Annotated in this window: 17 protein-coding genes; all 17 read right to left on the bottom strand. The window is 57.8% G+C overall.

The genetic code is table 11. The features are described from left to right. Positions 1–18 precede the first annotated feature (18 nt). Positions 19–1,713 (bottom strand): glycosyltransferase family 4 protein, encoded by a 1,695-nt coding sequence (locus Q4G32_RS03420; protein ID WP_303349247.1) that lies wholly within the window; start codon positions 1,711–1,713, stop codon positions 19–21. Between the two features lie 5 nt (positions 1,714–1,718). Continuing rightward, entirely contained in the window at positions 1,719–2,795 is a 1,077-nt protein-coding gene (locus Q4G32_RS03415) for a polysaccharide pyruvyl transferase family protein (protein ID WP_303349246.1), read from the bottom strand. Further along, the gene (locus Q4G32_RS03410; RefSeq protein WP_303349245.1) at positions 2,765–3,541 is read right to left on the bottom strand and encodes a hypothetical protein; all 777 of its coding nucleotides are present in this window, start codon (positions 3,539–3,541) and stop codon (positions 2,765–2,767) included. The genes Q4G32_RS03415 and Q4G32_RS03410 overlap by 31 nt, the downstream gene beginning before the upstream one ends. Beyond that, positions 3,531–4,559 carry a GSCFA domain-containing protein gene (locus tag Q4G32_RS03405; RefSeq protein WP_303349244.1) on the bottom strand — a complete coding sequence of 343 codons (1,029 nt, stop codon included), beginning with the start codon at positions 4,557–4,559 and terminating at the stop codon, positions 3,531–3,533. The genes Q4G32_RS03410 and Q4G32_RS03405 overlap by 11 nt, the downstream gene beginning before the upstream one ends. A gap of 220 nt (positions 4,560–4,779) precedes the next feature. Beyond that, positions 4,780–6,318 (bottom strand): heparinase II/III domain-containing protein, encoded by a 1,539-nt coding sequence (locus Q4G32_RS03400; RefSeq protein WP_303349243.1) that lies wholly within the window; start codon positions 6,316–6,318, stop codon positions 4,780–4,782. Between the two features lie 158 nt (positions 6,319–6,476). Further along, the gene (locus Q4G32_RS03395; RefSeq protein ID WP_303349242.1) at positions 6,477–7,829 is read right to left on the bottom strand and encodes a hypothetical protein; all 1,353 of its coding nucleotides are present in this window, start codon (positions 7,827–7,829) and stop codon (positions 6,477–6,479) included. A 134-nt stretch (positions 7,830–7,963) separates the two neighbouring features. Continuing rightward, complete coding sequence (locus Q4G32_RS03390) at positions 7,964–8,335, bottom strand: PASTA domain-containing protein (RefSeq protein ID WP_303349241.1); 372 nt, start codon at positions 8,333–8,335, stop codon at positions 7,964–7,966. 70 nt (positions 8,336–8,405) lie between these two features. Further along, positions 8,406–10,370 carry a heparinase II/III domain-containing protein gene (locus Q4G32_RS03385; RefSeq protein ID WP_303349240.1) on the bottom strand — a complete coding sequence of 655 codons (1,965 nt, stop codon included), beginning with the start codon at positions 10,368–10,370 and terminating at the stop codon, positions 8,406–8,408. Further along, positions 10,370–13,096 carry a glycosyltransferase gene (locus Q4G32_RS03380; protein ID WP_303349239.1) on the bottom strand — a complete coding sequence of 909 codons (2,727 nt, stop codon included), beginning with the start codon at positions 13,094–13,096 and terminating at the stop codon, positions 10,370–10,372. The genes Q4G32_RS03385 and Q4G32_RS03380 overlap by 1 nt, the downstream gene beginning before the upstream one ends. Positions 13,097–13,185: 89 nt before the next feature. After that, positions 13,186–13,590 carry a hypothetical protein gene (locus Q4G32_RS03375; RefSeq protein WP_303349238.1) on the bottom strand — a complete coding sequence of 135 codons (405 nt, stop codon included), beginning with the start codon at positions 13,588–13,590 and terminating at the stop codon, positions 13,186–13,188. Continuing rightward, positions 13,587–18,041 (bottom strand): glycosyltransferase, encoded by a 4,455-nt coding sequence (locus Q4G32_RS03370; protein WP_303349237.1) that lies wholly within the window; start codon positions 18,039–18,041, stop codon positions 13,587–13,589. The genes Q4G32_RS03375 and Q4G32_RS03370 overlap by 4 nt, the downstream gene beginning before the upstream one ends. 67 nt (positions 18,042–18,108) lie before the next feature. Then, positions 18,109–19,371 carry a UDP-N-acetyl-D-mannosamine dehydrogenase gene (gene wecC, locus Q4G32_RS03365; protein WP_303349236.1) on the bottom strand — a complete coding sequence of 421 codons (1,263 nt, stop codon included), beginning with the start codon at positions 19,369–19,371 and terminating at the stop codon, positions 18,109–18,111. 92 nt (positions 19,372–19,463) lie between these two features. Further along, positions 19,464–21,392 (bottom strand): glycosyltransferase family protein, encoded by a 1,929-nt coding sequence (locus Q4G32_RS03360; RefSeq protein ID WP_303349235.1) that lies wholly within the window; start codon positions 21,390–21,392, stop codon positions 19,464–19,466. After that, a complete protein-coding gene (locus tag Q4G32_RS03355) occupies positions 21,389–22,357 on the bottom strand; it encodes an ABC transporter ATP-binding protein (RefSeq protein ID WP_303349234.1) in 969 nt (322 codons plus the stop codon). The genes Q4G32_RS03360 and Q4G32_RS03355 overlap by 4 nt, the downstream gene beginning before the upstream one ends. Continuing rightward, the gene (locus tag Q4G32_RS03350; protein WP_303349233.1) at positions 22,344–23,297 is read right to left on the bottom strand and encodes an ABC transporter permease; all 954 of its coding nucleotides are present in this window, start codon (positions 23,295–23,297) and stop codon (positions 22,344–22,346) included. Before Q4G32_RS03350 ends, Q4G32_RS03355 begins: the two co-directional genes overlap by 14 nt. Continuing rightward, on the bottom strand, positions 23,294–25,150 hold the full coding sequence (locus Q4G32_RS03345; RefSeq protein ID WP_303349232.1) for a glycosyltransferase family 4 protein: 1,857 nt from the start codon (positions 25,148–25,150) through the stop codon (positions 23,294–23,296). The genes Q4G32_RS03350 and Q4G32_RS03345 overlap by 4 nt, the downstream gene beginning before the upstream one ends. Beyond that, positions 25,147–26,340 carry a glycosyltransferase family 4 protein gene (locus tag Q4G32_RS03340; RefSeq protein WP_303349231.1) on the bottom strand — a complete coding sequence of 398 codons (1,194 nt, stop codon included), beginning with the start codon at positions 26,338–26,340 and terminating at the stop codon, positions 25,147–25,149. The genes Q4G32_RS03345 and Q4G32_RS03340 overlap by 4 nt, the downstream gene beginning before the upstream one ends. Between the last annotated feature and the right edge of the window lie 42 nt (positions 26,341–26,382).

The following is a 26,382-nucleotide window of genomic DNA, read 5'->3' as shown; positions in this document are numbered from 1 at the left end:
AGCCTGTGTAATTGACTTTCATTCCGTTGCTCCCGTGGTTTCGGTTTGACTGGGTCTTTGAGTTCCAGGCCAGTTTGAGGTGACCTTGGCGAATGCATCAACATAGCGCGGTCCATTAGATGTCCAGCTTCGTTGTGTGGATGCCCACTCATAGCCTGCTTCTGCTAATTGTTTTCTGCGCTCTGAGTTGTTTTCCAACTCCTGCAATAATGTGGCCAAAGCGTGATGGTCGCCTGCGGGGAAAGTTAACCCACGCTGCGGTGCCGACACAATCTCTCTCAAGGCTGGGAGGTCTGAGGTGACAACAGGGCGCCCTGTGGCCATGGCCTCAAATGGTTTCAGAGGAGTGACATAGGTGGCTGCACGTTCGGAGATTCGGGGAACTACGAATATGTCGATAAGCGAGTAGTAGGCAGGAATGTCCTCATGCTGGACTCTTCCCAGGAAATGAATTCGATCCGCTACCCCGAGCTCAGCGGCCAAAGATTCAACGACAGTTCGACGGGGCCCATCTCCCACTATGACGCAGTGCAGGTTGCTGCCTCGATCCTGCAGCACAGCTGCCGCATGGACGAGAGTCTCTTGGGATTCACGATAGTGGTCCATGTTGGAGACGTAACCAAATGTGGGCAAGCCCTCCAGTCCCAGGGACCCAGCCAGATTTTCATCACGATCTTGCTTGGTAAAGATTTCAGTATCCACACCGTTCGGAATAATATCTATCTTTTCGGCAGATATACCCCGGTTGATCAGATCCTCCCGCATGGCCTCTCCGATAGTGAGCACGCGGTCAGCTTCCTGCATGCACAGCAGCTCAGTTGCCATGCGTCGCTCAAAAATTTCACCTGTGGATTCCCGTTCATTCTCCGCTGTCCAGTTCGCTTCAAAAAACGAGCGAACTTCGTAAACGAAAGGAAGACCAGTTTTACGCTTGAGGGCAAGGCCCACCAACGCTGTTTCATATCCTCGACGCCCAGAGCTGGCATGGATAAGTGCCGGCCGGATAATTTTTATCTTTTGGTATGCAAGATCGGCCCACATCTCCAGCATTTGATCAACAGGCAAATCCTTAACGGAAGCTGAACCAAGATCAAAGTGGTAATGCCCAATGCCATCCAGTCGCATTTCTGTACGTGCATCCTGCGCACCTGCCACATTCCATGGATAGCCTGGTTCCGTGAGTACGATTGGTTTCAACCCTGCTGCCAGTTCGGCTTTGAAGTTGTAGTGGCTACGCGAGCAGAACCCGTTGGACAAGTACGGGGCAGACTCTTTCACCAGATGTACCACCGTGGTTGTGGATGACGGAGTGAGCGGGGTGTATTCTCCTGCAATCGTGGGGATCCAGCCTGAGATCTCACGCATGCGGCCTTCGAGCAGACGAACCGACAGGTTGCTCGCCTGCCGTTGCTGCATCAGCTGATAGCTTGCCGCCAGACTTCCTGAAATATTGCCGCGTTTGCTGTCAATCGACCGCGAGAGTTTCAGATAGCTAGCCTCCTTCTTCTCCACCAGTAAATCCACCCGATCACGCACACGGGCAGCCTGATCGAACGCATGTTCACCAAACAGCCATGCAGCAGATTTGATCAACTGATCGGTAGAGGGTGAGGGATCCAGAGCTAACAACTCATCCACGTAGGCTTGAAACTTTTTGTCCACTGTGGTGTGAGGCACATCAGCACTGCGGGTCTCCGGTGAATTCCAGTTCATGGGGCTCAATCTTCAGTGTCAAGGGTTGCTGCTGCAGTTGCTGGCACCAGTGCCTGGGCCGGGAAATCAGTATTGATCGCATCAAGAACTTCATCCACACCTGCGCGAGCATCCTGCCGAAGTGCCTGAATCGCCAACGATGGAACAGGTACCGAAGCCAAGTTGATCTTATCCATCATGCGCTCATCGGTGTTGCTGGACAATAGATAACGCCTGTCCAATGCGCGGTACAGATTGATGCTCTTGGTTGTGGAGGACAACACCACTGAAGAAACCCCATATGCGGTTGCAATGACAGTGCCGTGAAACTTGTTTGAGATCAGGAATTCTAATCCTCCAATAGCTGAAGTGAGGTCATCGATATTCTCCGATGAGATTATATGCTGTCCCGCTAGAGGAAAACTACGTGCGACTTCCAGGTCAACAGCTCCAGTGCGCCCGGTGCCTAGAACCAAGTTGGCGATTTCAAATCCGCGCTCTTGCAGGATTTGGCACGACCTAATCAAATGAGAGGGATCGCTGTCCTTGCGGTGGCTGCGAAGATTGATTCCCACTGTTGGCTGTTCATAGCGAGCAGCCGGGGGGAGATGCATGGAAAAGACCAGATCTGCGTGAACGTGAACGGGCACCGTAGGTTCCAGATGCCTGCGAATCCACTGTGCACTCTCTACATCGCGGGTGGAGATGTAGCGGATGTTTGAGTGCTGAAAGAAGTTCCGAAGTCGCTCCATGACATCCGGGGCCTGGTGTTTCACCCAGGTTGGAACACCGATTCCAGATATGTAGATGGGGCGCCGCAACCACGCGCGATTCCAGTACAGCGGAGAAATCTTATTGGGGATCACCAAGTCTCCGCCGCCTATTACCAGCGCATCGAACTCATCAGCTATTTGAGTGGCTGGTCGGGAAAAATATGGTTCTCTCAGTTGCTCATGAACCACTGCTGTCTGATGGAACTTACCTACACTTTCTTCCCAGACTCTGTGAAATAACTCGTCGCCGTAGTTTCCCCAGCCAAAAAAGCCAACCAATCCAATTCGCGCCATGGTATTTATCCATCCTTTATTGTTGATTCGATCCACTTGAAAAAATCTGGTACGAGTCGTTGTGAAAACTCTTTATTCATATGATAGAAATCGCCGCGCGTGTAGAAAGATGACTCGCTGGTGTCTGCGGGGTTCCCCATGGCCAGTTCACTTCTGGTAAAGCCCTGATCGGTAATAGTCGATTGGGGCTGCTCATACACTTCCACATCAAATTCAGACAAACGCGTCAACTGCCGTTGATAATCAGTTCTGACTCGGTCCCAGTCGCCGGTTTTGACTAAACGGTGGTAAAGGCGAAACCGCGGATCCCCAACTTCCGCCACCCATGCAGCCGGCGCCGGCTGCGGAATGAGAACAACACGTGTTCTCTGACTGGCAGGGAGGGCTTTGATGATGCGGACAGCTTCCGTGTCATCAAAGGCAGCGTCAACATAGGCATCCCATATGCTCGGTCCAACCGTGGGGGAAGCATAAGAACCTTGCGCACCCACTGGATGGTAGTGCTTCCAGAGGTCCACCATCTGCACCGCGGAGAAGCGCAGCCCCACCAGTGCAAGGACGTCTGCTTGGCGCAGGTCGGCCACATGTCCAAAACGTGCTTCCGATTCCAATTTGATGGACGGAAGGACCGCTCCGGCAGAGTCCCCGACAACCCCCAAAGGTACGGAGCCGTACGTGCGTGATATGTAGTACTCAACGTCGTGATCGATTTCACGCTGGTACGTGGTTATGGCTGGGGCGATAGTACCTAAATGCGAATTCCCAATGAACTCAATTTTCATTGCTGAAGGCCTCCAGGATGGCTTCCTCACAAAATACTCGCTCATCAGTTGCAGCGTAGGACTCGCCTGATCGGACCGTATGCTTGTCCGGGGATTCGTAACCGGATTCCGTGGTCGAGTCCATGATTTCACTCTTACCCACGTGCTCAGCCAAGAAATAAGCCATGACCTTGGCTACGGTTTCAGGTCGAACATTCCGCCCGGTTTCGTCGAAAGGTTGATTTCCAGGTGCGTGACACGTGACGATCTCGTAGGAGGGGAAGTAGTCGACGTCGTCGAATGCTGCCTCCAACTCTCCGGCGGCAGCACGTAGCACAGCCTTTGACAGAGTTGTGGCAGTCAGGACGTTGTGGTCTGTTGCTGTCGCGGCCAGTGGCACTGGTGAGACAGTCAAAAGAAATTTGATGTCAGGGTTGATCTGTTGAACAAGATCTCTGAACTGGCGGAAATCGTCCACGATTTCTGAAACTGTGAAGTTGTGGAAGCGGTGAATTTCCGGATTGAAACTGCCTCCAATGGTCCCGGGCGCAGTTGGGTACACCGTGCCTGAGGCAATGTGCTCCCAGCCCTCGGTCAGCCCCATGGTGAATACAAAAACGTCTGCTTCTTCCAGTAGTCGCCGCACCGCCGCCAGATGGTCTACACGCTGACGACGTACATGCTCGGCAGCCAGTAGGCCCGCCGGTTCCACCGAGGGCCGCAAGGCATCAATCCAGCGTTCTCCCATGGGCCACACTGCATCTGCTGGTTCCCAACGGTCCATTGATTCAAGGGCCAGTTGAAGCAACTGGCGCACGAAGTAGATATTTCCGTAACGGGCGGAGTAGATGCCATAGCCGTGTTCCTGAAGCAGGTCTATTGGCAGATTCTGCGGACCAGGTTCAGCATCCAAGACGTTGTAACCGGCATGCCGAAGGTACCTGGAGATGTGTTGAGCAAAACAACTTCCCGCGGTCACCACGGTGGATTGCGGTGTGATGGGGAACTTCTTGCGGTACATCCCGCGAAGCTCGGTCACATCTCTCCCTGAAATGGAGGCTTTCCAGAAAGTGTGTCTGGGACGCCCACGATACGGGGATTCAGCCAATCTGGTTCCTCCTGGAGAGTCTCACAGGGCATCCGCGCTCGGAGACCCCTGGTGACCAGTGATTTGTTCTAGAACGCTATCCTGCCTTGACCCCTGAAGGACCCACAACACACCTGTAACGCCCTGACGGTTATCTGAGCACCGAGCTCGCTCACGTGATCCTGGTTGTCATGTCCAGATGTGCTCCTCTGCCTGCCAGCGAGAGCACAGCACCGGGTTCAACCTTGCCGAAAGTCGGGAATCGAGCGCTTCGCGGTGGGTTTGTGTCAGCGCCGGTCAATATATTTGCCTCCATGGGCGTGGAAGCAGTCCAAGCCATCGTCAGAACTGGTTGCCCCTTCTTGAGAAACTGCGCTGTGCAGCCATCCTGAATCTCAATGCTGATTCCAGGTCCAGCATGCCAAAGACACTCGAAGCGGTGTTGGGCTTGATCCGCAAATGTCAGCTGGTCGACCACGGATGTGTCCGTGGTCTGAGGACGTGTCCCCCAATTCTCGGTTACTGTCAGGGTCCGCTTGTGGGTCCACTCCGAACGACGGCGATTCACACCCTGGACTTCCATCACACGATTTCGTTGCTTGTGCTGACCAGTGAGGTTCCTGAAGCTGACGCCACCGGGCTCGGGGTCCACCCTGGTTAAGGAACGCCCGTCCACCACGATGTTGTTGTGTGCCCATTGACTGAATGCATATCTGGTCAAGGGATTTTGATGCTCATAACCAAATGGACCCGCCTCGGAGAGTACAAGGTCGCCATCCTTGTAGTACAGCAAGGAGAGGTCATCGCAGTGATGGTGATAATTGGCACGGTATCCAGCTTTGAACAGGAGCCATATGGCATGTGGATCTGACCATCGGGAACGATAGATGGCATAGCCCGCCTCCGGAAAAATTCCCACACGCTCCGCTGGTTTGGTCCCGTATCGCCCACAGGTCATGGATGACCGGAATGCATTTCCCAGAAAAGTGTCCGAGTGATTGGATGACCATACCTTGAACTGTTTGGTATCACTGAGCGGAGCCAGCCGGCCGTTCGGCAGAATGCTATGGACGGCGTACTCCTCAGCCCCGGCATAAATACGATTCAGAGCTACCGCTTGGTGCGGCAGGAGGTGCTGAATGACGGGCAGAGCATCACGAAGGCAACGAGCAGCCATGAGGTGATATCCAGGGCTGTTTTCCGTGTGCACACCATCGGAGGTGAAGGATTCTGTGAAATACGCGGTCAACCTGATCGCTGCCAACTCAGCATAGGAACTAATTTGTGTCGCATCCAAGGTGCTGGTGGACTCTGCGGCTAAAGCTAACGCCACCAAAGCAAAGTCCTGGAACATTCCATGATTATTCTGCCCCGCATAGAACCAGTCCGAGGCCAAGAGTGCAGCATGTTCCTCGACCATCACGGCTAGAGAACTTTGACTTTCGGAAGACAAATCCTGCCAATGCTCAATCACCAGAGCACTGGCATGGAGAGCGCGCTGTGCGGTTGTCTCATCGTGGAAGGCCATCTCCAGAACCTGTGAAGCCTCGGCAGGCACTGGGTGATGAGTTGCCCATTTCCCCAGCATGTCTGCGCAGACTTCAACTGCTGCAGCGTCCTCTCGGAGAACCGTGGTATGCCAATCTGCCAAGAACAGGAAGCCATGCACATACCGTTGATTTGTGCGACCTTCAACGTTGTCCCAACTCATAGTGGGATCCAGGGGCAGTGGTCCCAGTTGGGGATGATCAAGGACGTGGTTGCTCAACAGCCGCAGAGCACGTTCCCGTGCGGCCGGTACCGAGTGAGTTGGGACCAGTGCAAGAACAGCATCTTTGATAGGTGACAGGAAACCTGTCCGCGCCTCCGTCATGGCGTACCAGAGAGGACCGATGTGGACAAGGCTTCGCGCTGATCGCCCTTTTTCACATAGAAACGCAGCCGCGACTTCTCCCCCACTGCGAGGAAGAATTCCAACCTGCGGGACTCGCTGCTGTAGGGGATTTTTTGAGTCGCCACGTTGCTCTCCATCAAGTAGATGGCCGCCTGCGACCCATCGGATGGCGAGGATAGGGTGACCTCTACCCGATCAAACTGCATTAAAACTTCAAAATCCCAACCCTGCAGAAAATAGCTGACGGTCTCAGTCAGCCCCATGACCTCTTCAAGTAGTCGTGGCAGGAGCTCCGCATACGGTTTACCAATTGAGGCATGGTCGATTCCAGGAAGTACTTTCACGGCTGGCCGTGACCGTCCCGCAGCATCAAAAAAATCTAACAATACGGGTAAATGATCACGATAATGATGATCACGGTCCCCGATCACCACTGTGACGCTTGTGTTGTCTGTCAACTGTTGGATGTATTCAGTCAAAATCTCATCTGCCCACTTCACACTTTGTTCTGTGTGATCGCCTGCCATGAACCGCAGAATATTTGGGTGTGGAGTCTTCAGGAAGGATCCAATTTTAACCTGGGGTGCACCGACAATGATGTTGGCAACCCCCAATTCTGCGCCGAACATCAAGGCGGCGGTACCTCCCTTGGAGGATCCCACTGCATGAGTGCGTTCCAGCGGAACGTTCAAACTGTTGAGGGCTTGCTGGAGCGCCGCGAGGACGGAGCGGTGGATGGCAAGGTTTCGTGAGTGGCTGTGAAAGTAGGCACCCTGATCGCCGAAGTCATCCAAGACATAAATCTTGTGTGCCGGCAATGCGTCCAAGGAACGCTTGTAGTTGTAGGTGAAGCTTCCCCGCGGTCCCAATGCGGAGAACACCAAGACGGCGTGAGTAGCACCAGGGAACTCGTCCAGGAAGTAGTTGACGGGGACTTCCCCGCGGTGCTGCTGCCATCCAGCTGCACCAGGTGTGAGACCCCAGTCGCGGTAGAAAAAGTCGCTGGTGCGGATGCTGGTGCGGATCTCCCCACTTCCCTCCAGCAGGGTGATCTCCACGTATCCGTGGGCGTAAGGCGCACCGACGTCTGCCCCAAATTCAGCAACAACGGGCTCATGCCATTGAACTGCCAGTGGAGTAGAAGCCAACCACGTGATTTCCAGGGTCTTCTGACCTGCCCTGAAAACTTCAATCCCCGACCCTCGCAACACCCATTCTTCCCCGGGTGCACAGGCCCATGTGACAGCTGATTTCTGCGCAGCATCATGGGACGCGGTAAATCTGTCCACCAGGTTCAACTGCACACCTGGCTCGGTGGATGCGGCCACGCAGCGCTCGTACGTAAAGTTCTCAGCCCCCTTGGTTTGCAACACCAACTGGGGTTGGTCAGTCAGGCTTGTGTTGCTTCCTGGTCCCGAGGTTAGCCCCGGGACCAGGAAGAACAGCCTTTCATCGAGTGTGGTCACTGCTGTTCGACAGTCAGTGTCAGAACGTCTCGGGGTTTGAACTCAGAACCGGCCTCGGGTGTCTGTTCCGTCACGGTGTACTCGCGGGTGTTGTCGATGTCGGCGATTTCAGCGCCCTCCAGTTGGTAGCTGAGATCGTTCTCCCGCGCGAAAACAATGGCGTCGTACAGTGGCTTCTCCGTGAAATCAGGAATGGTGGTTTCGGCAGTTGCAGAATCGGTGGCAGAGGCAGTCGCCGTCGACTCTGCGGACGGCGTGGCGTCGGCAGAGGTGTTGTCATTGCCTCCGCACCCGGCCACAGTGAAACCTCCAGCCAGCAAAAGAACAGCTAAGGATGCACGGAGAGCGGGGGTATTTTTCAGGGACATGGGGGGTCCTTTCCTCTGGGGGGATTATTTTTCAGGAGCGGCGGTGAATATGTGTGACTCAGGCCGACATCTATGGAGGTGAGGTTCTGGTGAATCTGCGCTTGATGTCGAGCACAACCTGTTCGCGCTCTTGGGGGGTGCTCCGGTGCCGAACCCGAATACGTGGGGTCTTTAACTTGCCAACATCCACGGTGAAGTCGCCTCGGCCCTGCCATGCACCAATTGTCACAGCATCAGCGGCGTCAAAGAGATCGAAGGCGAAATACCGATGCGGTCCGTCTGCGATCACACGCACCACCCCGGGTGCCACAACTTCAGCGTCAACGGTCAACTGATCCGGGCGAGTTGGGCGCGGGGTCTCCAGCGCACCGGGCCACGGCGGTGCCAAGAGGCTGGGGGGCAGCAGGTTCTCCACGGCAGCCGTGATCTGCACGTCTGCCCAAGCCTGTTTCAAAAGGTCCACGGCAGGGGGGCACCACGTACCCAGTAACGAGCCCATCAGAATCTGATCACCAGAATCATATGTGGTGGCCACATCAATGGGTGCGCGTTTGCGCCACCCCGCAGAGGTCCAGCCAATCATGGGATTGTCCAAGCCGCGCCGGATATCGCGGTGTGTCTGAGACGTCAGGTTTGCAATGTGGAAGTTCTGGTCGCCGTGGCCGAGGGAAAAGCCGAAGGACAGAGCTTTGGCCTCAATCCCTTTCCCGCAGTGCCATCGTTGTTCAACCTGCACGCTCTTCTCCGCCTGCACCGTGTCCAGCACTGCAGTCAGATCCCAATGCTTGAGATAAATGACTCGGCGTTGGATGGTGACGTCGTCGTAGCTGGGATCTGTCAACAGAAAATCAACGTAGGATTCAGTCTCCTGATGTTTCTCCAACGCAACGCTGCGGGCTTTTCGCGGTGATTCTGACGGCAATACCAACAAATTGTGCGCCGCACGGGAGACCACATAGCGCCGGGTGGCGTCCCTGCCGTAATGGAATCGGCCTTGGTCATCAAGCCACTGCACACCTCGGGTTGCACAGGTCAGGCTGGTGCCGTCCATGTGGCCGTGCTGTTTGTTCTGCGCGCCAAACAGCACGGTGAGGTAGGTTTCATCGGAGAACGCCCGTTCCCCTTGCCCCCAGCCGCTGCGCACGTATGCGTAGCCGGCGTCGTACACCGCTGTTGTGCTGGCGGGGGGTGTACCCCGGCGACCTTGCGAGGTCACGTAACTCGTGTAGGGATGCTCGATCAACGACGGCGATGAACCATCCGTGTCACCGATCCGAGCAAACCGCCCCAAGGGGGAGGTCTCATGCGCCAGGATCTCAGGAACCAGGATCAGTCGCTCTGCACCTTCAGGACGGTCAATTTGCTCAAGATCGAACCGGCGTAATGTGTCTTCCCACCACGTGAGGTTCTGGCGGTGGTAGGTGATGGCTCCTTCAGCATTCATGCCTTGTTGATCCCAAGCTGCCCTGAGAAATTCGCCTATTCCACTGACAGCTCGGTCCAGAAATTTTTGGTCTTGAAGGACCGCCCCAACCACAAACAGGCCGTTGAGCTGGTGCATACCATGGTTACCGGGCTGCAGGTGTTCAGGATCTGCCAACCATTCACCGTGCTGTTCCAGGGAATCCACCAACCACGGCTGCTCCCCTACCAGTGGAAGGCCAAAACACAGTTCCTGCGCTCGGATGCCGTCGGTCATGTCCACCCAGGCCCATTTGGATTTGCTCTCACCAGGCGGATTGGCCTCGATCCAGGATCGGGCATAATGCTCCCACATGGCCCGAGCGTCGTCGTTGCCTTTCAAGCCGGCCCGACGCAGGGGATCCAACCAGCGCAGCATGTGGAACTGAAATTGCCAGTTGAAGTCATCAAACGGGTCTTCAGTCCAGGTGGGGGTTTTCGGTAGTTGCCAGGCTTTGTGGGGACTCATCCGCAGAGAGCCGTTCAGCAGATTGCGCACAAGACGCGCCTCATCTTTGGATTCGCGAAAATTGGTGCCTAGCACCTGGCGCTGAGCGGCTTGGAGGTTGACCATCAGGAGTCCCCCGCCGGTGGCCGCGGGTGGTCAATGGGCACGTCAATTTCCACGGTGCTGGGATCTTGGGTCTCGGGTGCCGCCTCTGGATCAGCAGGGGGGTCCACAAGAGTCAGGATGGAATGACCATCCTGGTCCAGCTGCTCCTCCAATTTGATTTCGTAGAAGGCAGCCAACTGCCGCACCAATTCACGGCACTCGTCCATGGCCTCCGGGGCAACATCCTTGTTGAGCTTGTTCAAGATCCAACCGGCCAAGAATGGCCGCGCCCGTGTCTGGCAGTAGGACTGATACAGTCCCTGGTCCTTCAACCACTCCGATCGTGCTTGTTCCATGGGCAGGTATTTTCGGAAGAACCCCGGTCCCACGGTATTGACCATGGAGTTGGACACGGCACCGTAGTACACGTGGATGGTCTCACCGGCCAATGCCACACGCCGAGCACCGTGGAGCATCTGTTGAAACGCGTAGGAGTCCTGACCCAACGCGCCCAAGGGCTGATGGAGCCCAATGCCGCGCAGCCAACCGGTCTGAGCCACCAACGCTTGGATGGACATGGGCTGGAAATTGATTCGTTCCAGGGCATCAGCGGGAGATGCAAGACCACCTTCCCAGGACAAGGGGAGGTGTTTGCTCAGGTGACCCGTGTTGTCCACGCGCCAACGCCGCGTGGACAGCTTCAGCATGTTGCCGATGGCAAAATCCACACCGGTCCGTTTCACGATTTCCAGAAGGTGGGCAAAACCATCACCCAGGGCCTCATTGTCCGGATCCAGATACGTGACAAATGGTGCGGTGGCCATGTGAAGACCTTGATTGCGAGCCCGGGACGCGCTGCCAGAACCACCGGTCGGATTACCAAAGGCACGGACCTGCTGCGGGAAACGCTGAGCCAGGTTTTGCACGATTTGCGGGGTGATCCCATCGGTTGAGCCGTCGTCAATGAGCAGGATTTCCATTCGCTCAAAGACTGAGGATCGCTGCAAGGAACGGAAGCACTTGTGCTCCAGGAATCGTCCGTTGTTGTAGACCGGAACAATCACGGTCAGTTCCGGGTCTCCCGCCCGGATGGGCTGCACCGTGTCTTGCCGCGTGACGGGCTGGCTTCCATCCGTGGCCGGCTCTGCAAGGACAATGCAGGTGGTGGGCTGGGTGTCAACGCCGAAGGGATCGATGGTGTAGGCGTGCCCACCGACTGTGGCCTGGTCCAAGAGAGCATCGCCGGCTTGAGACTTCATCCAAACGGCACTCCGCCCGGAATCGTAAGAATCATGGTGAACGAACTCGTGGGCCTCACGGTGAATCACCTCTCCCCCAGCTTCATGTCCCAGCCGCGTCACAACATCGCTGGCGGTGTAGGCAAAGCCGTTGACAAGATCCTGAACGTGATCGGGACCGTAGCGGTAAGCGGGATTGATGGGAACGACGACGTCGAAGTCCTCCCGGCGATTCTTGAGCGCCTGGTGATCCAGAACCTCCACGCCCAAGGACTGTCTGCCAGCAGTTTCCATGATCTCAGGGGTGATCTGCTCGGCTGTCACAGCAACTCGTGGTTGGGCGTGGCTGGTGTGGAACCCGGCCGATCCCAAGATGTCTGCCATTCGGGCGTGCGAGGTGTGCTGGGTGAAGGCGCGCCGGATACCGTCCATTTGGGTGCGGTATCGGTGTTCCCCGGAGACCGCATCCAATGTGGCACCCACGTCCCGACCCTTGTCAATGATCTGCACTTCCGGGAACAAGTCATTGACAGCCATGGAGTAGTTGGAAACCACCAGTGCGCCCATGGCCAGCAATTCCACCACCCGGTTGGCAAACATAGTGGGGCTGTAATTGACCGAATTAAGGTTCAAGTGGACATCTACGGTCCGTTGCAGACGCATGAGGTCGTCATGCCCAACCCCTGGTCCCAGATAGGGCAGGTACTGATCGGGGTAGTGGTAGTTGGGGTCCCCCAGAGAGCTGTTGCGGTCCAGGATCAGCAGATCCCTACCGGAGTCCAATACTCCTTCAAACAACTGCCGCGCTGCTTGCTGCCGCTTGGGGTATTTGTGCTGCAACCAGGAACCCGCGAACAGCACTCTTTGATCCCGTTGCCGGCGTGAACCAATGGGGTGGTGCAGAGCCGGATTCACCCCGAAGGTGGTGGCCACCACGTTGCGGGCGTCAGGACATTCCTGCGTGTACTCAGGAATCTTGAGATCATCCGAGGTCACAATGAAGTCAGCGTCCCGGGCAACGGGCAAGAACTTGGCAAAGTTGGGCGGATCTTCTTTGGAGTAGAAGATGACCGGCACATCATGAGCCCGTGCGTACGGGATAACCTCCGCACGCAGGAGATTGTTGCCTCCGATGGTTCCGTGCCAGTCCTCAAAACGGCCACGCCACGTGGAGGCCACCAGAAGGGTGTCCGCCCAGTCCAACGTTTCCTGCCAGTTCTGTGGGCTGATGTAGCGGATCTCCGCAGTCCCGTCCAAGGCATCAAAAAGCAACGCGTCACACAGGAGAGCCACCTTCACTCGGTGCGGTACCAGAAGCCGGCTGCCATTGGACCCTGGCAAATTGGCCGAGGCCTCCACCAGAGCTTCCACTTCAGCTGCCCGGGAAACTGCTGCGCGCCGCTGTTGGTACTCCTGGGGCGTGCGGGATGGCCGCCAGGCGATGCTCTCCGGTTTGTTGATCATTGAAGACCTGAAGGCCGCGGAGGAATAGTATTGCGAATCGCTCACGGCTTGAGCTTTCACAGCCTTCAGCTCCGCTACGCGGGAATGTAGATTTTCCTGCCGGAGTAGTGCTTGGTCTACATTGAGTTGTGCCATCATCGCCCCCTCGAACGAAGGTTCCAGTAAGCACGCTGAACCTTGCCCAACGGTGAACTCTGCAGGGTGGCCAGGCGTTGACGCAGCCCCCGTGAGTCTTGGCGCTCAGCCTCCAGGGCCGCCTTGGACTTGTTCAGCTCAGATTCCAGCCACCAGATCTTTTTGAGGTGGGTGTCTCGTTCCTTTTTCCGAGCCTTGTTCTTTGCTTTGAGCTTTTTGATCTGTTCATCACGGCGCATGAGACCATTGAGAAAACCAGCTTCTTTCTCATAACTGCTGGCAAGTTCGCCCGCCAGCCCGGAAATGTCGTGAGCCTGTGTCCTCAGGACGTTGCGCAGTTCTTCCTGCTGCGGCGACAGCTCTTGGGGCTCACCGGAGGTCTTTGAATCGGCAGAATTACTCATCTGGCATCCTTTCCGTGTTCCGCCATCAGGCTGAGGTCCAGCTGCTGAAAAACATGCGGCTCGGACATGGTGTCACGTACAAAATTAGTGGCTCGCTCTCTGAGCGCATGGCCTTCAGCGTGATGTGACTGAATGTGCGCAATGTGATCCGCCATGTTGTCCAGGGACGCCACCAACCATTCCCTGGGGTAGATACGGTCAGCGCCCGGCCAGGCCAAGGACACGGGTACGGCCCCAGAGGCTGCGGCGTCCGGAAGTGTGAGGTGAAAAGACTCCAAGTCGCTGACTGAGAGTCCGTAACCAATTCCCGTGAACCACTCCGGCATGTCATTTCCGTGTGGATCAAAGCCCACAACTTCGCGACCCATGGCCTGGTTGAGGTTATTGATCCGGGAGTAGCACGCCGTGTACCAAGCCATTTCGTCTTCCCGGCGCAGCATCCACTGGTAGTCCTCGGGCCGTTTGCCCTTGATGCGCAGCCGCCAACGGTCATCGCGTTGAGCCAGGTTTTCAATGACTGTGATCGCTCGGTCAAGACGCTTGATCTGCGGCACAATTCCAACCAGTCCCAAGGTGAACTCCGCCTCAGCGGTCTTAGGCAGTGCCAACTGATCGGCGCGGACAATGTTGGGGATGACCCCTGTCTTGGACCGAGGTACGCCGTGAGATTGGACAGCGGCTTCTCGCATGAGCTCGCCAACAAAAATGAACGTATCCACGGCACGGTGATTGATCTTGCTCAGGTAGGGACGCCTCAGTTCTTGAGCGTGGACGCGCACCACCAGCTTTTGGTCATCCCTGACTCGGCGCGAATACCACACCGCGTTACCAAGACCCCACTCACAGAACACAGTGTCCGCTTGTGCCAGTAGCTCCGTTGAGCGCTCTTCATCATGTTCGGCATGGTTTTCCCACTGGTCCACCAGAACCGTGACGCCTTGTTGCTTGAGGTGATCAATCCATGGTTGGGCGAATTTCAAATCGTGCCCAGCTACCAGAACGGTACCGCAGCCCCGCAGCGCCACAGGTGCATGGTGAGGCTCGGCCGCTGAAGAGATGCCGGGCTGAGGCGGCGGCGTGGGCAGTGTGATGTTGAGAGCTTCCGCGCTGGTGGCGAGTATGTCGGCCGCGCTGCCCTCTTCGAGCAGAGTCGTGGCCACCATTCCCCCGTGATGATCTTTGGCTACGCTGCCGGGCTGAGCAAGGACACGAGCATCACCATCAGATCCGTAGCGGGTCACCAAAACAGGCCAGTCGCCCCATTGCTCGGCGGACAATACGTCTTCAGCCCAGGTGCGGGAGGCTCCCTTGGGGAAACATGCCCACCATTGGATGTTCTTGGGCACCGTGTCATGAGCTCCAATAACGGGGACGCCCACGTTGTGTGCTCGGTCAGCAACAGTGCTCGCCGTATCTTTCACCCGAACTACGCTGGGACGAATTGACTGAGTCAAGAGTTCGTCCACGTTGTGCTCGGTCATATCCGTGCCCCAGGCCGGGGCCGGTAGCCCCTGAACCGGAATCCCGGCGGTACGAGCCATGAGAATGAGCGCACTGCTGACGGTGTGACTGCGCAGTACCGACCGCATTTGAAGCCAGGCTTCAGCAAGATGTTCCGTTGGATCGCTGGTCCAGGCACTCAAGTACGCACGCCAGTAGAGATCATTATTGGTATTTGGGATCTGCCCACCGAAAACTTCGGTAATGGCGCGGGACCATGAGGACAGCAACACACCACCGCTGGCTGCAATCTCTACTACACGCCTGGAGTACATGGTGGGTGAATCTCCCACGGAGTTCACATTGAGATTGACCACATGCGATTTGTAACTGTCCAGAACTTGGTCATAGGGCAGGGCACCTGCCACATGACCGGCGAACTCCTGCGGGAAACGATAAGGAGAATCCGGGACAGCCAGCTGACGGTCGTAGATCACCAGTCCGTGCTCTTTAGCGCATCGCAACATACTGGTCAGCTGCGCGGATCGTTGCGCGTACCGCTCACCGTAAAACGTTCCGGCATAAGCGATGGTGTCTTCATAGGGGCGTTGGCTTGGCAGCGGATTGTGCACCGTAGGGTCAGCGTAGAACGGCAATGACGACGCCGTGACCACACCCTCGGTGGCTTCCCGATGTGCCTCACCCAGGTATTCGGAGATCATGTCAGCATCCGTGGTGAACACGTGATCCACGCGCGACCCTGTCTTACGGAAGCGAGCGATGTGAACGGGGTCTTCCTTGTTCCAGAACAGGGAAGGAATGTTCGCGGCTCGGCTCAGATCAAGAAGTGAGCTCAGGTCGGCGTCGTCTTCTTCGGAGTAGTAGCCGACCCCCCTGTGCCACTGACCGTCATTTCCAGTCCAGGCGGATTCTATGAGAATGAAATCTAGGTTTTCGGTCTCCAGCTGGCTGGAAAAGTTACTACGGTCCAACGGAATGATGGTGGCCGAACGTTGCAGAGTCTTGGTGGTGAATTCATCTGCAATCACACCAATGCGTAGTTCTTTAACCGTGGGGCCTAGCGCCGCCAGTTCTGCATGGCGGGCAGCAGCCCGGGGATGGATCCCCTGAACCAACTCCTTGCCAAGATGGGACCATTGGCGGTGGTCAACCGCCCACAGACGCCCTGCCCGCCCCTTGGCGGTGCTCAGCTCAGGATCTTCGATCAGTGTCTGGATGGCATCTGCCAAAGACCGAGCATTCCCGGGTTGTGCCAGAAGCCCGCGTTCTTGGTTCTCCCCCACCAGAGTGCGATGCGGGGAGACATCCGAAACAATCACCGGTTTGGAAGCCGCAAAAGCCTCCAACGGCTTCAAGGGAGAGACCATCTCAGTAACCGGTAGAGACTTGCGCGGGCAGGCCACAATATCCACGCAGGAAAGGAATCGTGGAATCTCAGACGCAGGGCGGCGCCCCACAAATCGCACCCGCCAACCTAGTTTATGGCCTGACTTGTAGGACTTGAGCTCGTCATAGACGCCTCCGCTGCCAGCAATGACAATCTGGCAGTCCTTTTTGCGGCCCCGCAAGATGTTGGCCGCCTGCAGAAGAATGTCCAGCCCTTCGTAGTCCACCAGCGATCCTGCAAATCCGATCACGGGAACGTTGAGGGAGATGCCGTGCTCCTTGGCATAGGCGTCATCACGCGGAATGGGCAAAAAGGTATGGGAATCCACTCCGTTGGGGAGCAGCTCAATTTTCTCCGCCTCAACTCCGCGACGTACCAGTTCATCTTTGGTTTCCTGGGTGATCGCCAGGACCGTGTCCGCCTGCTGAGCAACCAATGCCTCCATGCCTGCCTGCCAGGCGTACCGTTCGCTGTTTTCCCATCCCGTTTTGGCTGAGGCCTCAGTAACCTCCCACAACCCTCTGACCTCATAAACGAAAGGAAGTCCCAGGCGTCTGGCCGCTATCAGAGCTGGTAGCCCGTTGAGGTAGTTGGAGGCTGCTTGGATCAGGCTGGGCCTGCGCAGACGAGCTTCCCGGACATAGGAGTCCGCGGCAATTTGGATGTAGTCATCCGGGCGTGCACTGGTCACGTCACCTTCCGGCAGGTGAACGTAATCGACACCGTCCATTTCTGCCACTTGACGCCGCCGTTTAGCGGGCTTTTTGGCCACGGAGTTCATGTCCCAGGGATAACCCGTGCGTCCGACCACAAAAACATCTGCACCAGCAGCCCTCAGACCAGCAACTACTCCACGAGTCCGGATGCTATAGCCATTGGAGTGATACACCGGTGTTGAGTAGGCACAATACATGACTCGGTCGGTTTCAGGGCGATAGGCCGCCCCCAAGGATCGCTGAGGAATGATGCGATCTATCGTTGCTTCCAGCCGCACAGTTCCTTGAACCTTGCCCACCAAAGATCTCTGGCTAGAAGTCATTCCCGGTAGAAGATCCTGGTGCGTATGGATGAGGTCCATGCATCGATTGATCTCGCCATGGCGGTACCACAGACGGTTCAAACACGCGGCCAGGCGTGTGGGAGACGGATCCGCGGCCAAGCGTTCCAGCAGCTCAGGCAGTGACACGTCCGGTTGGACAACTGCAGCGGCGGTCTCAACAACATCCACCGGCTGCCCGGGCGCTCCATCCACCGCAGGTGCTCCCACATCCCTTCCGTTGCCGCCCACGGCTGGTTCTTGCACTGGGTCAGCTGGCACTGGGGAGGCATCAACAGATGGCACCCGCTCAGAGGCGTTGTTGCCCCCCGCTTGGCTGCTGTGGGCGAGCTCTGCCTCAGCTTCTCTGACCTGCCGGGCCAGTTTGCCTTTGGCCACACGCTCAGCGCGCAGTTTGGCCTCCAGCTGGGCGACGTTAGCTGTCAGGGCTCGAATTGAGGCTTGATTCTGCTGAAGCCGCTCAATGGCAAGTTCCGGGTCACGCTGGATCTGCGCAGTGAGTAGCCGCTGGGCTTGTTGAGGGGCGCGGCGTTCGTCGTCGTGCAATAGGTACCCTGCTTTCTCAGCCTCAAGCTTCTTGCATCATCAAAGATTCGCGTCTGTCACAGATTTCTTAACGCCACAGCCCCTTGGTATCCACCACTGCCTTACCCGCCAGTGCAGTGGCAGGCAGCCCCTTGAATTCATCGTGGTCCACCAACAGGAGCACAACGTCAGCACGTTCAATGGCTTCCTGGTACTGCGCGAATTCCACGTTGGACAGATCCTCAAGGGCCTTGGGCAGAGAATCCACGTTGGGCTCCACCGCCAAAATAGTGGCGTCCGATGTGGAGGCGGCCAACTCCTTGGTGATGTCCAGAGCCGGAGATTCACGCAAGTCATCAATGTTGGCTTTGAACGCCAGGCCCAGGGCTGCCACCACGGGGTTAGTCTTGCCCGCGGCAGCTTCCTTGACCTTGTTGATCACCCAGTGCGGCTTACCATCATTGACCTCACGTGCCGTGCGGATCAGGTTCGAGTTCTCCCGGTCGGAGGACACGATGAACCAGGGATCCACGGCAATGCAGTGCCCGCCAACACCAGGACCTGGTTGGAGGATGTTCACGCGCGGGTGGTGGTTGGCCAGCTCAATGAGTTCCCACACGTCAATACCGAGCTTGTCAGAAATCAAGGACAGCTCATTGGCAAAAGCGATGTTGACATCCCGGAAAGAATTTTCAGTCAGCTTGGCCATCTCTGCGGTGACGTCGTCGGTCTCCAACAACTCACCCTTGCAGAAGGTTTCGTAAACGGCGCGGCCACGCTTGGCAGCTTCCGGCGTCATGCCACCGATGATGCGATCATTCGTGATCAACTCCTCCATGGCCCTACCCGGCAAGATGCGCTCGGGGCAATAGGCCAGGTGAATGAGTTTCTTGTCTCCGTTGGCGGCTTCCTGCGGGTCCGCGGTCAAGTCAGGACGTGCAGCGATCAAAACCTCAGCCAATTTGCGGGTGGTCAGCGGAGGGGAGGTCGACTCCAAAATGACCAGTTCGTCACCCACCAGCAACGGCGCAATGTTGGCGGCAGCAGCTTCGATGTAGGCGGTATCGCCCTCGTAGTTCTCCTTGAAAGGTGTGGGCACTGCAATCACGTAGGCATCGCCTGCCTGCATCTGCGTGTGGGCCGTCAGATGACCGGATTCCACAGCCTTCTTGAGTTCTGCTTCCAAGCCGGGTTCAACAATGGTGACTTCGCCGCGGGACACACGTTCCACCACGGATTCGTTGACATCCACGCCACGGACTTGCACGCCGCTGTTGGCCAGTGTGACGGCTGTGGGGAGGCCGATGTAGCCGAGTCCTACGAACACGACGGTTTGCGAGTTGTTAGCCATGGAGGGATGTCCTTCTCAGTAGGGATGGTTTGCACTACATGTGGGGGAAGGTTGCAGTCATGTCGGCTGGTGCCCACAGTCTGGCTTGGTCATCATAACTGGATGTGTTTCAGCCAGTCCCCCGTTGTGACCACAACACCGGTGGAGAGGATGTGCTGATCCTCTACGGCCCAAGTGTGGGCGTGGCCACCGCGGAATTGTCGAAAGTTGAACCGATCTGAGGCGTAAACGCGGCACCCAGCGTCGATCACGGAGCGCAGGAATGCGCTGTCTTCACCCGTGGTCCTGGCCTCAAAGGGAACCTGCTCAAACACGGCACGGCGTGCCATGAGAGTTGGACCCAGCACAAAATCTGTCCAACGGTGTTCGCGCTCACCAAATCGCAGCAACGTGACGTCAGAGGACTGCACGTACAGGTAACTGGCTTGTTTTCCGACAACGTCGGCACCGGTCACACGCATGACGGCTAATTGGTCACGCAGATAGTTGGGGCCGTACCAGTCGTCGTCGTCCATTTTGGTGATGACTTGCCCGGTGGCGGCCTGAACGCCGACGTTAAAGCACTCCCCCAAGCTCCACTCTTGCGGAGCGTTGAGAATCTGCACATGTTCCAGTCCGCTGGCACGGGCTTGATCATGCAAAGATTGGTGATCGGGCACAAACCCGTGGCAGACCACTACCAACTCCAGCTCCACGCCGACCTGTGCTCCGATGGTCTTGAGTGCCTGGTCCAGATTGTGTGGCCTGTTGGTACAGAGCACCGCAGACACCGCGGGTTGCTCAGGCAACCACGCTGAACCGTCCGGGCGTGTACCCAAAGCTGCAGTCAATACCTCAGCAGCTCGGTGCGTGTACGTGTGTTCGTCCCACACCGCGCGCTGTGCCTTACGCACCATACGATCCGCGTATTCGGGGCTGCGAACCAGCGTTCGGACAACATCTGCCGCCGCTTGGCGGTCTGCCACCACGGGCAATTCATCTGGCTGGAAAAACTCGCGCACGGCTGCCGATGGGGTGGACACAACAGGAGTGCCGCGGGACATGATCTCAAAGATGCGCCGCGCACACATGGAGGGAGAATCCACCACCGAGTTGACATTCAGAAAGACCTTGTAAGCCTGATAGGCCGTGAGCATCTGCCGATAGCTCAACGAACCCACCACCCGCCGATCCAGCGGGCTGGGGAACTGATACCGGTCATCGTCCCCCAGATAGCGGGAGAAGATTTCCAAACCGTGTTCCATCTTGGCGGAAACATCCGCAGCTCCACCCAAGAGTAGGTCCATTTGCTCGCGGCGTTCCGGGAATTTGTGCGCAAAGTACATCCCACCGAATGCCACGTCACGTTCGTGGAAACCGTGAGTCGGGCGCGCCGGGGAGTGAATGGCCGGTTGAGCCGCAAAGGCCAGCACACCCACTCGGTCGTGGCCCAAATCCCGTTTGTAGTGCTCCACCCTGTTCACATCAGAGGTGAAGACGTGGTCGAACAATCCAGCGCATTCCAGAAAATCTTGATAGTGCGGCGGATCTTCCTTGTTCCAGAACACGGTGGGGATGCCACGACGCTTGCACTCAGCCATGAGTTGCTTGAAGGGCTGCTTGACGCCGTTGGTTCCAGTCAGCTGGTACTGCCACTGATCCTCATTGCCGTGCCAGGCCGATTCCACAAATAGGAGCTGCACCTGATGCTCGTCCAGCTGTTGTTGCCAGGAGTCACGCTGCAGCGGGATCTGGTTCCATTCATGGCCAAACGCCTGTGCGGAGAAATCATCCAGGATGGTGCCCACCGTGATTTCAGCAAAGGCTCTGTCCCACCGCGTGGGCAATTTTGTCTCGGGGAAAGTCAGGGTAGGTTTGCCCCGCGGACCGGAGGTCTGCACAGCACTGGCATTGCCGGTCGGTATTTTTTGGCGTCTCAGATACTGGCGCACCTGTGAAGGGCCACCCTGGCGTAGGTGCCACAGTGCGGCGCGCGCCTGACGAACGTAATCCTTGGGGGCCTGGAATCCGTTGGTGTTCACAGTGAGCCACCCATCCATGCGGGAGGTTGGTACTGGCCAGCTAGTTCATCTCGATGCGCTTTGGCGCTGAGGAGGTTTCCGTCGGCCAGTTGCTGCATGTAGTCGTCATACTGATCCACCACCTCATCAGTGTGTCCGTCCATCACCACGTGGCCGTCGTCAATCCAAACCACTCGCGTGCACAAGTTGCGGATTTCACTCATGGAGTGGGAGACGAACAGCACGCATCCGGCATTCTTGCGAATCTCCTGCATCCGCTGCTTACCGCGGGCCTGAAATTGGGCATCACCTGTATTGAGGGCTTCGTCAAGAATCAAGATGTCCGGGTTGGTGGCAGTGGCCACGGCAAACCGCAACCGCGCTGCCATGCCGGATGAATAAGCCTTCATGGGCCAGTAGAGCGCCTTGTCCAGAGCAGCCACTTCCACCAGTTCATCAAAAACGGCATCCACTTGACGGGGGGTCATCCCTTGCGCCAAACACCCCAACCGGATATTGCGTTCGCCCGAGAGGCCAGGTACCAAGGCCACATTGACCCCCAGTTTTGCGGGACGGTCCACGGCCCACACGCGGCCGCGCGTTGGGTTCATCTGCCCGGCCACAATGTTCATCAGGGTGGACTTGCCGGAACCATTTCGCCCAATGAATCCAACAAATTCCCCCTGCTCCACCAAGAGCCGAATGCTGGTCAAGGCTTGGTTGTTCACAATCGGGGGGCGGCCCAAGGCTCGACGCGCCAGTCGCCGCACACCGTGGACTTGGTTCTCCTCTTCCCCACCGGTGCTGGTGACGGTGTAGATCATGGTGACATCGTCGATGACGACGGCGGGGCGAATCACCCGCTGTGCCGGCTCCCTGGCCGCCATTCGACTGGCACGATCTTGGATCTGGGCACGCCACTGAGCACGTGTGGCCTCGGGCACAGCTGCATTGGGGTCTTGGAAGAGTGAATCAGCGGCGCTCATTGGCATAACTCTCCTCATTGCGCCAGAAAACAAGCATCCCTGCAAGCCATACTCCACAGGCCCACACCACCAACAGAGACCACTGTTCCAAGGACGGGAGGGTGTCGTAGAGCATCACGCCGCGAGTCATCTGCAGGACTTGATACAGCGGATTCAGGTGGAACAACGCCAGAATGGTGGGGTCACTGGTGAACCGGGATGGTTCGTAAAACAACCCGGAGGAATACATCCACAAACGGGTGACAATTGCCAAAACGTTGCCAACGTCTGGGACTCTGTGGACCAGGGGAGCAAACAGCATGCCCAAACCCCAGTTGAAGATGGTCTGGAGCACAAAAATCGGGATGATCAAGAACCAGTGCCAACCCACCACTTCACTGGGTGGGACCACTATGACCAAGCCCACCATGGCGGCCAGGACATAGAGCTGACTCAGTGCCTGTCTGACATTGATGGCCAGAGGTAGCGCTGCCCGCGGGAAGGAGAATCCACGGATCAAATTCTGCCCGTTGGAAATGGATCTTGCCCCGGCCACAAAGGATCGTGTGGTGTAGAAGAACATCATGAAGCCGATGATGATGAACCCCGTGAAGTTTTCAATTCCACGGCTGGTCTGCAGCAACAATCCAAAGATCAGGTAGAACGTGAAACCAAAAAGAATGGGGTTCAGCACAAGCCACACTTTGCCCAGCATGGTGTGGTCCTGGCTGACGGCCAGCCTCACCCGAGCGTCATACAGCACAAAGTGCCGAGCCCCCCACAGACTGACCAGGTACTCCAGCAGCGGCGGTCTGGAACCCACCGGTTTCAGTGCGGACGAGTCAAAAGGCACACGGTGATTGGAGTCATTGGTCACGGACTGTGAATCGCCGCTCCACGGTGGAGCGGCTTCCTGAGAGGTGAGGGCTCGCCCGGATTCGCCGCTACGCCGTGCGTTCACGCTGTCCTCCTGCTGCTCGTCCCCTGTTCTGAGGCCAGATCACGGGCCGTCACCATACGCAGGTATTGGGAAATGGTCCCTGCCGCAACAGCCGACCAGGTTCTATGCGTCAACACAGCCTGGCGCCCAGCCTGACCGAGTCTATGCCCCATCCCCCGATCCGCCCACAATTTGACGATTGAGTCGGCCAGCTGTTGTGGGTTCTCCGGTTCCACCAGCAACCCCGTGACGTTGTGCCGAATGGTCTCGGCAATGGCCGGAAGATTGGAGGCGATGACCGGAACTTCACTGGCGCTGGCCTCCACGATTTTCAACGGGGTGACGGCGCGGGTGACCACACGATCCCGGCGCGGAACCACAAACACATCCAGCGCTCGTTGCCATGCCCGGGCTTCGGTTTGATTCACGCGACCCACGAACACCACCCGATCCGCCAGTCCCAGGGATTTGGCCAACTCCTGCAACCCGGGGCGAGCAGCACCGTCACCCACAATCACCGCGTGAATATCCTCTGGTACGTGGAGCAGCGCCCGGATCAGGTCATCCAATCCTTCATAGTCCACCACGCTGGTCACGCTTCCCACCAAGAACTGCCCCGTGGACAGTCCCCAGCGACCAAGGTTCAGGCGTTCCCGGACCACTTCCACGGGTTCGGGTTCTGCTTCATGAAACGGTCCCACAGCGTTGGGGACCAAGCGGACGTCACCGGCCTGGATCTGCCCGGCCGTGATCTCCTGGATGCGTTGGGCCATAGTCCCGCCCAGAGCAGCGACGTCGTCGGCTTCAGCGGCCGCTGCCGCTTCCCGTGCGGTGAAGCACCGGTAGCGTTCGGAGGTCGCCGCCACGGGGGGACGCCGGGAGGCCCAGGTGTCGGCCAACTGACCGCGGACTTCATAAACCCACGGAATGCCCAGGACAGTGGCCACTTCCTGAACCACCAGTGCGTTCACAAAGTGAGTGGTGGTGTGCAGCACGGCCGGGCGCGTCAGGAGGCACCGCACCAGGAGTTCTTGGGCGAACAGCTCCAGGCGACCCGTGGCTGTGCTGGGTAGGTGGCCGGGAGTGATCCGGTGATAGGTCACACCATCAATGACGTCCACCTCCGCCGCAGCAAGTTTGCCCACTTGAACGGGGTACCCAGGTCGGGTCATGGCATGCACGGTCCAACCCTGTTGAGCCTGGGCGGAGAGCAAGGAATGGGATCGCAGGGCATAACCGCTGGAGGTGTGCGGCACTGAATTGGTCAACACGTGCACCACGGTGTTCTCACGCGGACGGTAGGTGGCTGCCAACGCGCACAAATCCTCCCCCAGGGCTCGCCGAAGGCTGGGGGTGACACCCTGGAACTGCGCACGTTCATCAGCCAAGCGCATAAGCTGGTTCTGCTCACCGCGGGTGGCCACCCCTGTCAGCCAGGCCCGCTGCAGACCCACGACGGCGGCGCTCATCTCCCCCAGGTACCAATCTCGGCGCGCCCGAGTACCGGCGGCACCGGGTAGATCAAGGGGCAGATCAGCGGTGAGGCGAAAAGCGTGGTCCACGGCATCCACCGCCAGCGCCACTTCCGCCAATCGACGCTTCTGGCGGTAGCGGCCGTATGTCCTGCTGGCCGCGTCCAACAAATCATCCAAACGCTCATCCTGGCCTGCAATGTGACAGGCCACCGCTCCGATTGCAGGTGTGAAGCCCGTGCTGCGGATCAGCGGACGGCCCAGGCACCGCATCAAGCCCGCGGGCAGCCGCCGCGAGACCTGAAGAGCAAAAACCACGGGGTCCGTCCCGGAGTGCTCAACCACGGTGGAGAGCACAAGCCGGAGATGATTGGCCCATGGAACCTTTCCGCGGGCACTCACGCGGCTTCCTTGCCTACGACGTTTCGCAGAACGTGGTCGTACTGCCTGGCCAGATCTTTGTAGTCGGCATTAGCCGCAACCCACCGTCGCCCGGCGTCGTTGACGTTCAGCCGTTGCCGGTCTGCTGCCAACGCGCGCCACAGCTGTGCAATATCGGCTGCATTTCCGGTCACGATGTCGCCGGCACCGGCACCCTCCAAGACCCGCGCGGCCTCGCCCCTGACCACACCGGTGATGTGACGTCCCACGGACATGACCTCATAGGTCTTGGACGGAATGGTTGCCTCAAAAGACTTCCAGTCATCGCGTAAGGAAATCACCAGCGAATCAGCCTGTGCATACAGGTCAAAAACATCCCTACGGAAGACCGGGTCCAAAAAACGCACGGGTACAGCGTTGTGCGCTGCGTGGGCTATGAGGGCAGCTTTCTGAGAACCCTGCCCCACCATGCTGAGCCGCACCCTAGGACCGGCCAGCGCTGCGGCGTCGATCAAACGCTCCAAGCGTTGACTTTCCCCGTGATTGCCCAGGTACAGAACCTCCAGGTGGTCACGATCATCCACGGGAGGCAGCAGGGGTGTGCGCGCCAGCTGTACCCCGTTACGAATGGTCACCACGTTGCGTACACCGCGCTCCCGCAACGTTTCAGCAAAGCCCTCGGTCACGGTGACCACGGTATTTGCATGATTCTGCACAAACTCAACGGCGCGATTGATCACCGACTGCGCCGTTCCCAACGCCACGCCGGAATCGGTCACCAGATTCGGCCAGGCATCACGCATTTCCACCACCAGCGGGACGCGCCGCAGGGTGGCCACCCACCATCCCGCAGCCATCAGCGGTAGGGATGGTGCGGTCACCACGACGACGTCGGGGCGGGCGCCACTGAGTGCACGCAGCAGAGAGGCGCCGGCGGTGAAAACCTGGTCCACCAGTTTGCTGACCCGGTTGTCCCGCCCAGTCACAAAAGGTACCCGCTGAATTCGTTCACCCAGCGGTCCCAACTGAGTCCCCCACACTCTGCCCCGTGTGGACGAGTTGTAGTCGGGTCCGTGACTGTAATGCGCCACGGGGGTCACCACGGTGACCTGCCAACCGTGCGGCCGCAGGTGCCTGATCAACGATTGCCAACGGCGTTGCGGCGGGGAATGCTCCGGCCAGTAGGAGTGTGTGAGAAGGAGGACATTCATGGGCATGACCCTGCGGGGACGGCGCGGAATGCGGATTCATCA

Source organism: Kocuria sp. (assembly GCF_030538595.1).
In the GTDB taxonomy this organism is placed as follows: Bacteria; Actinomycetota; Actinomycetes; order Actinomycetales; family Micrococcaceae; genus Kocuria.
Note: the sequence above shows the minus strand (reverse complement) of the source record. Positions and strands in the feature narration are given on the sequence as shown.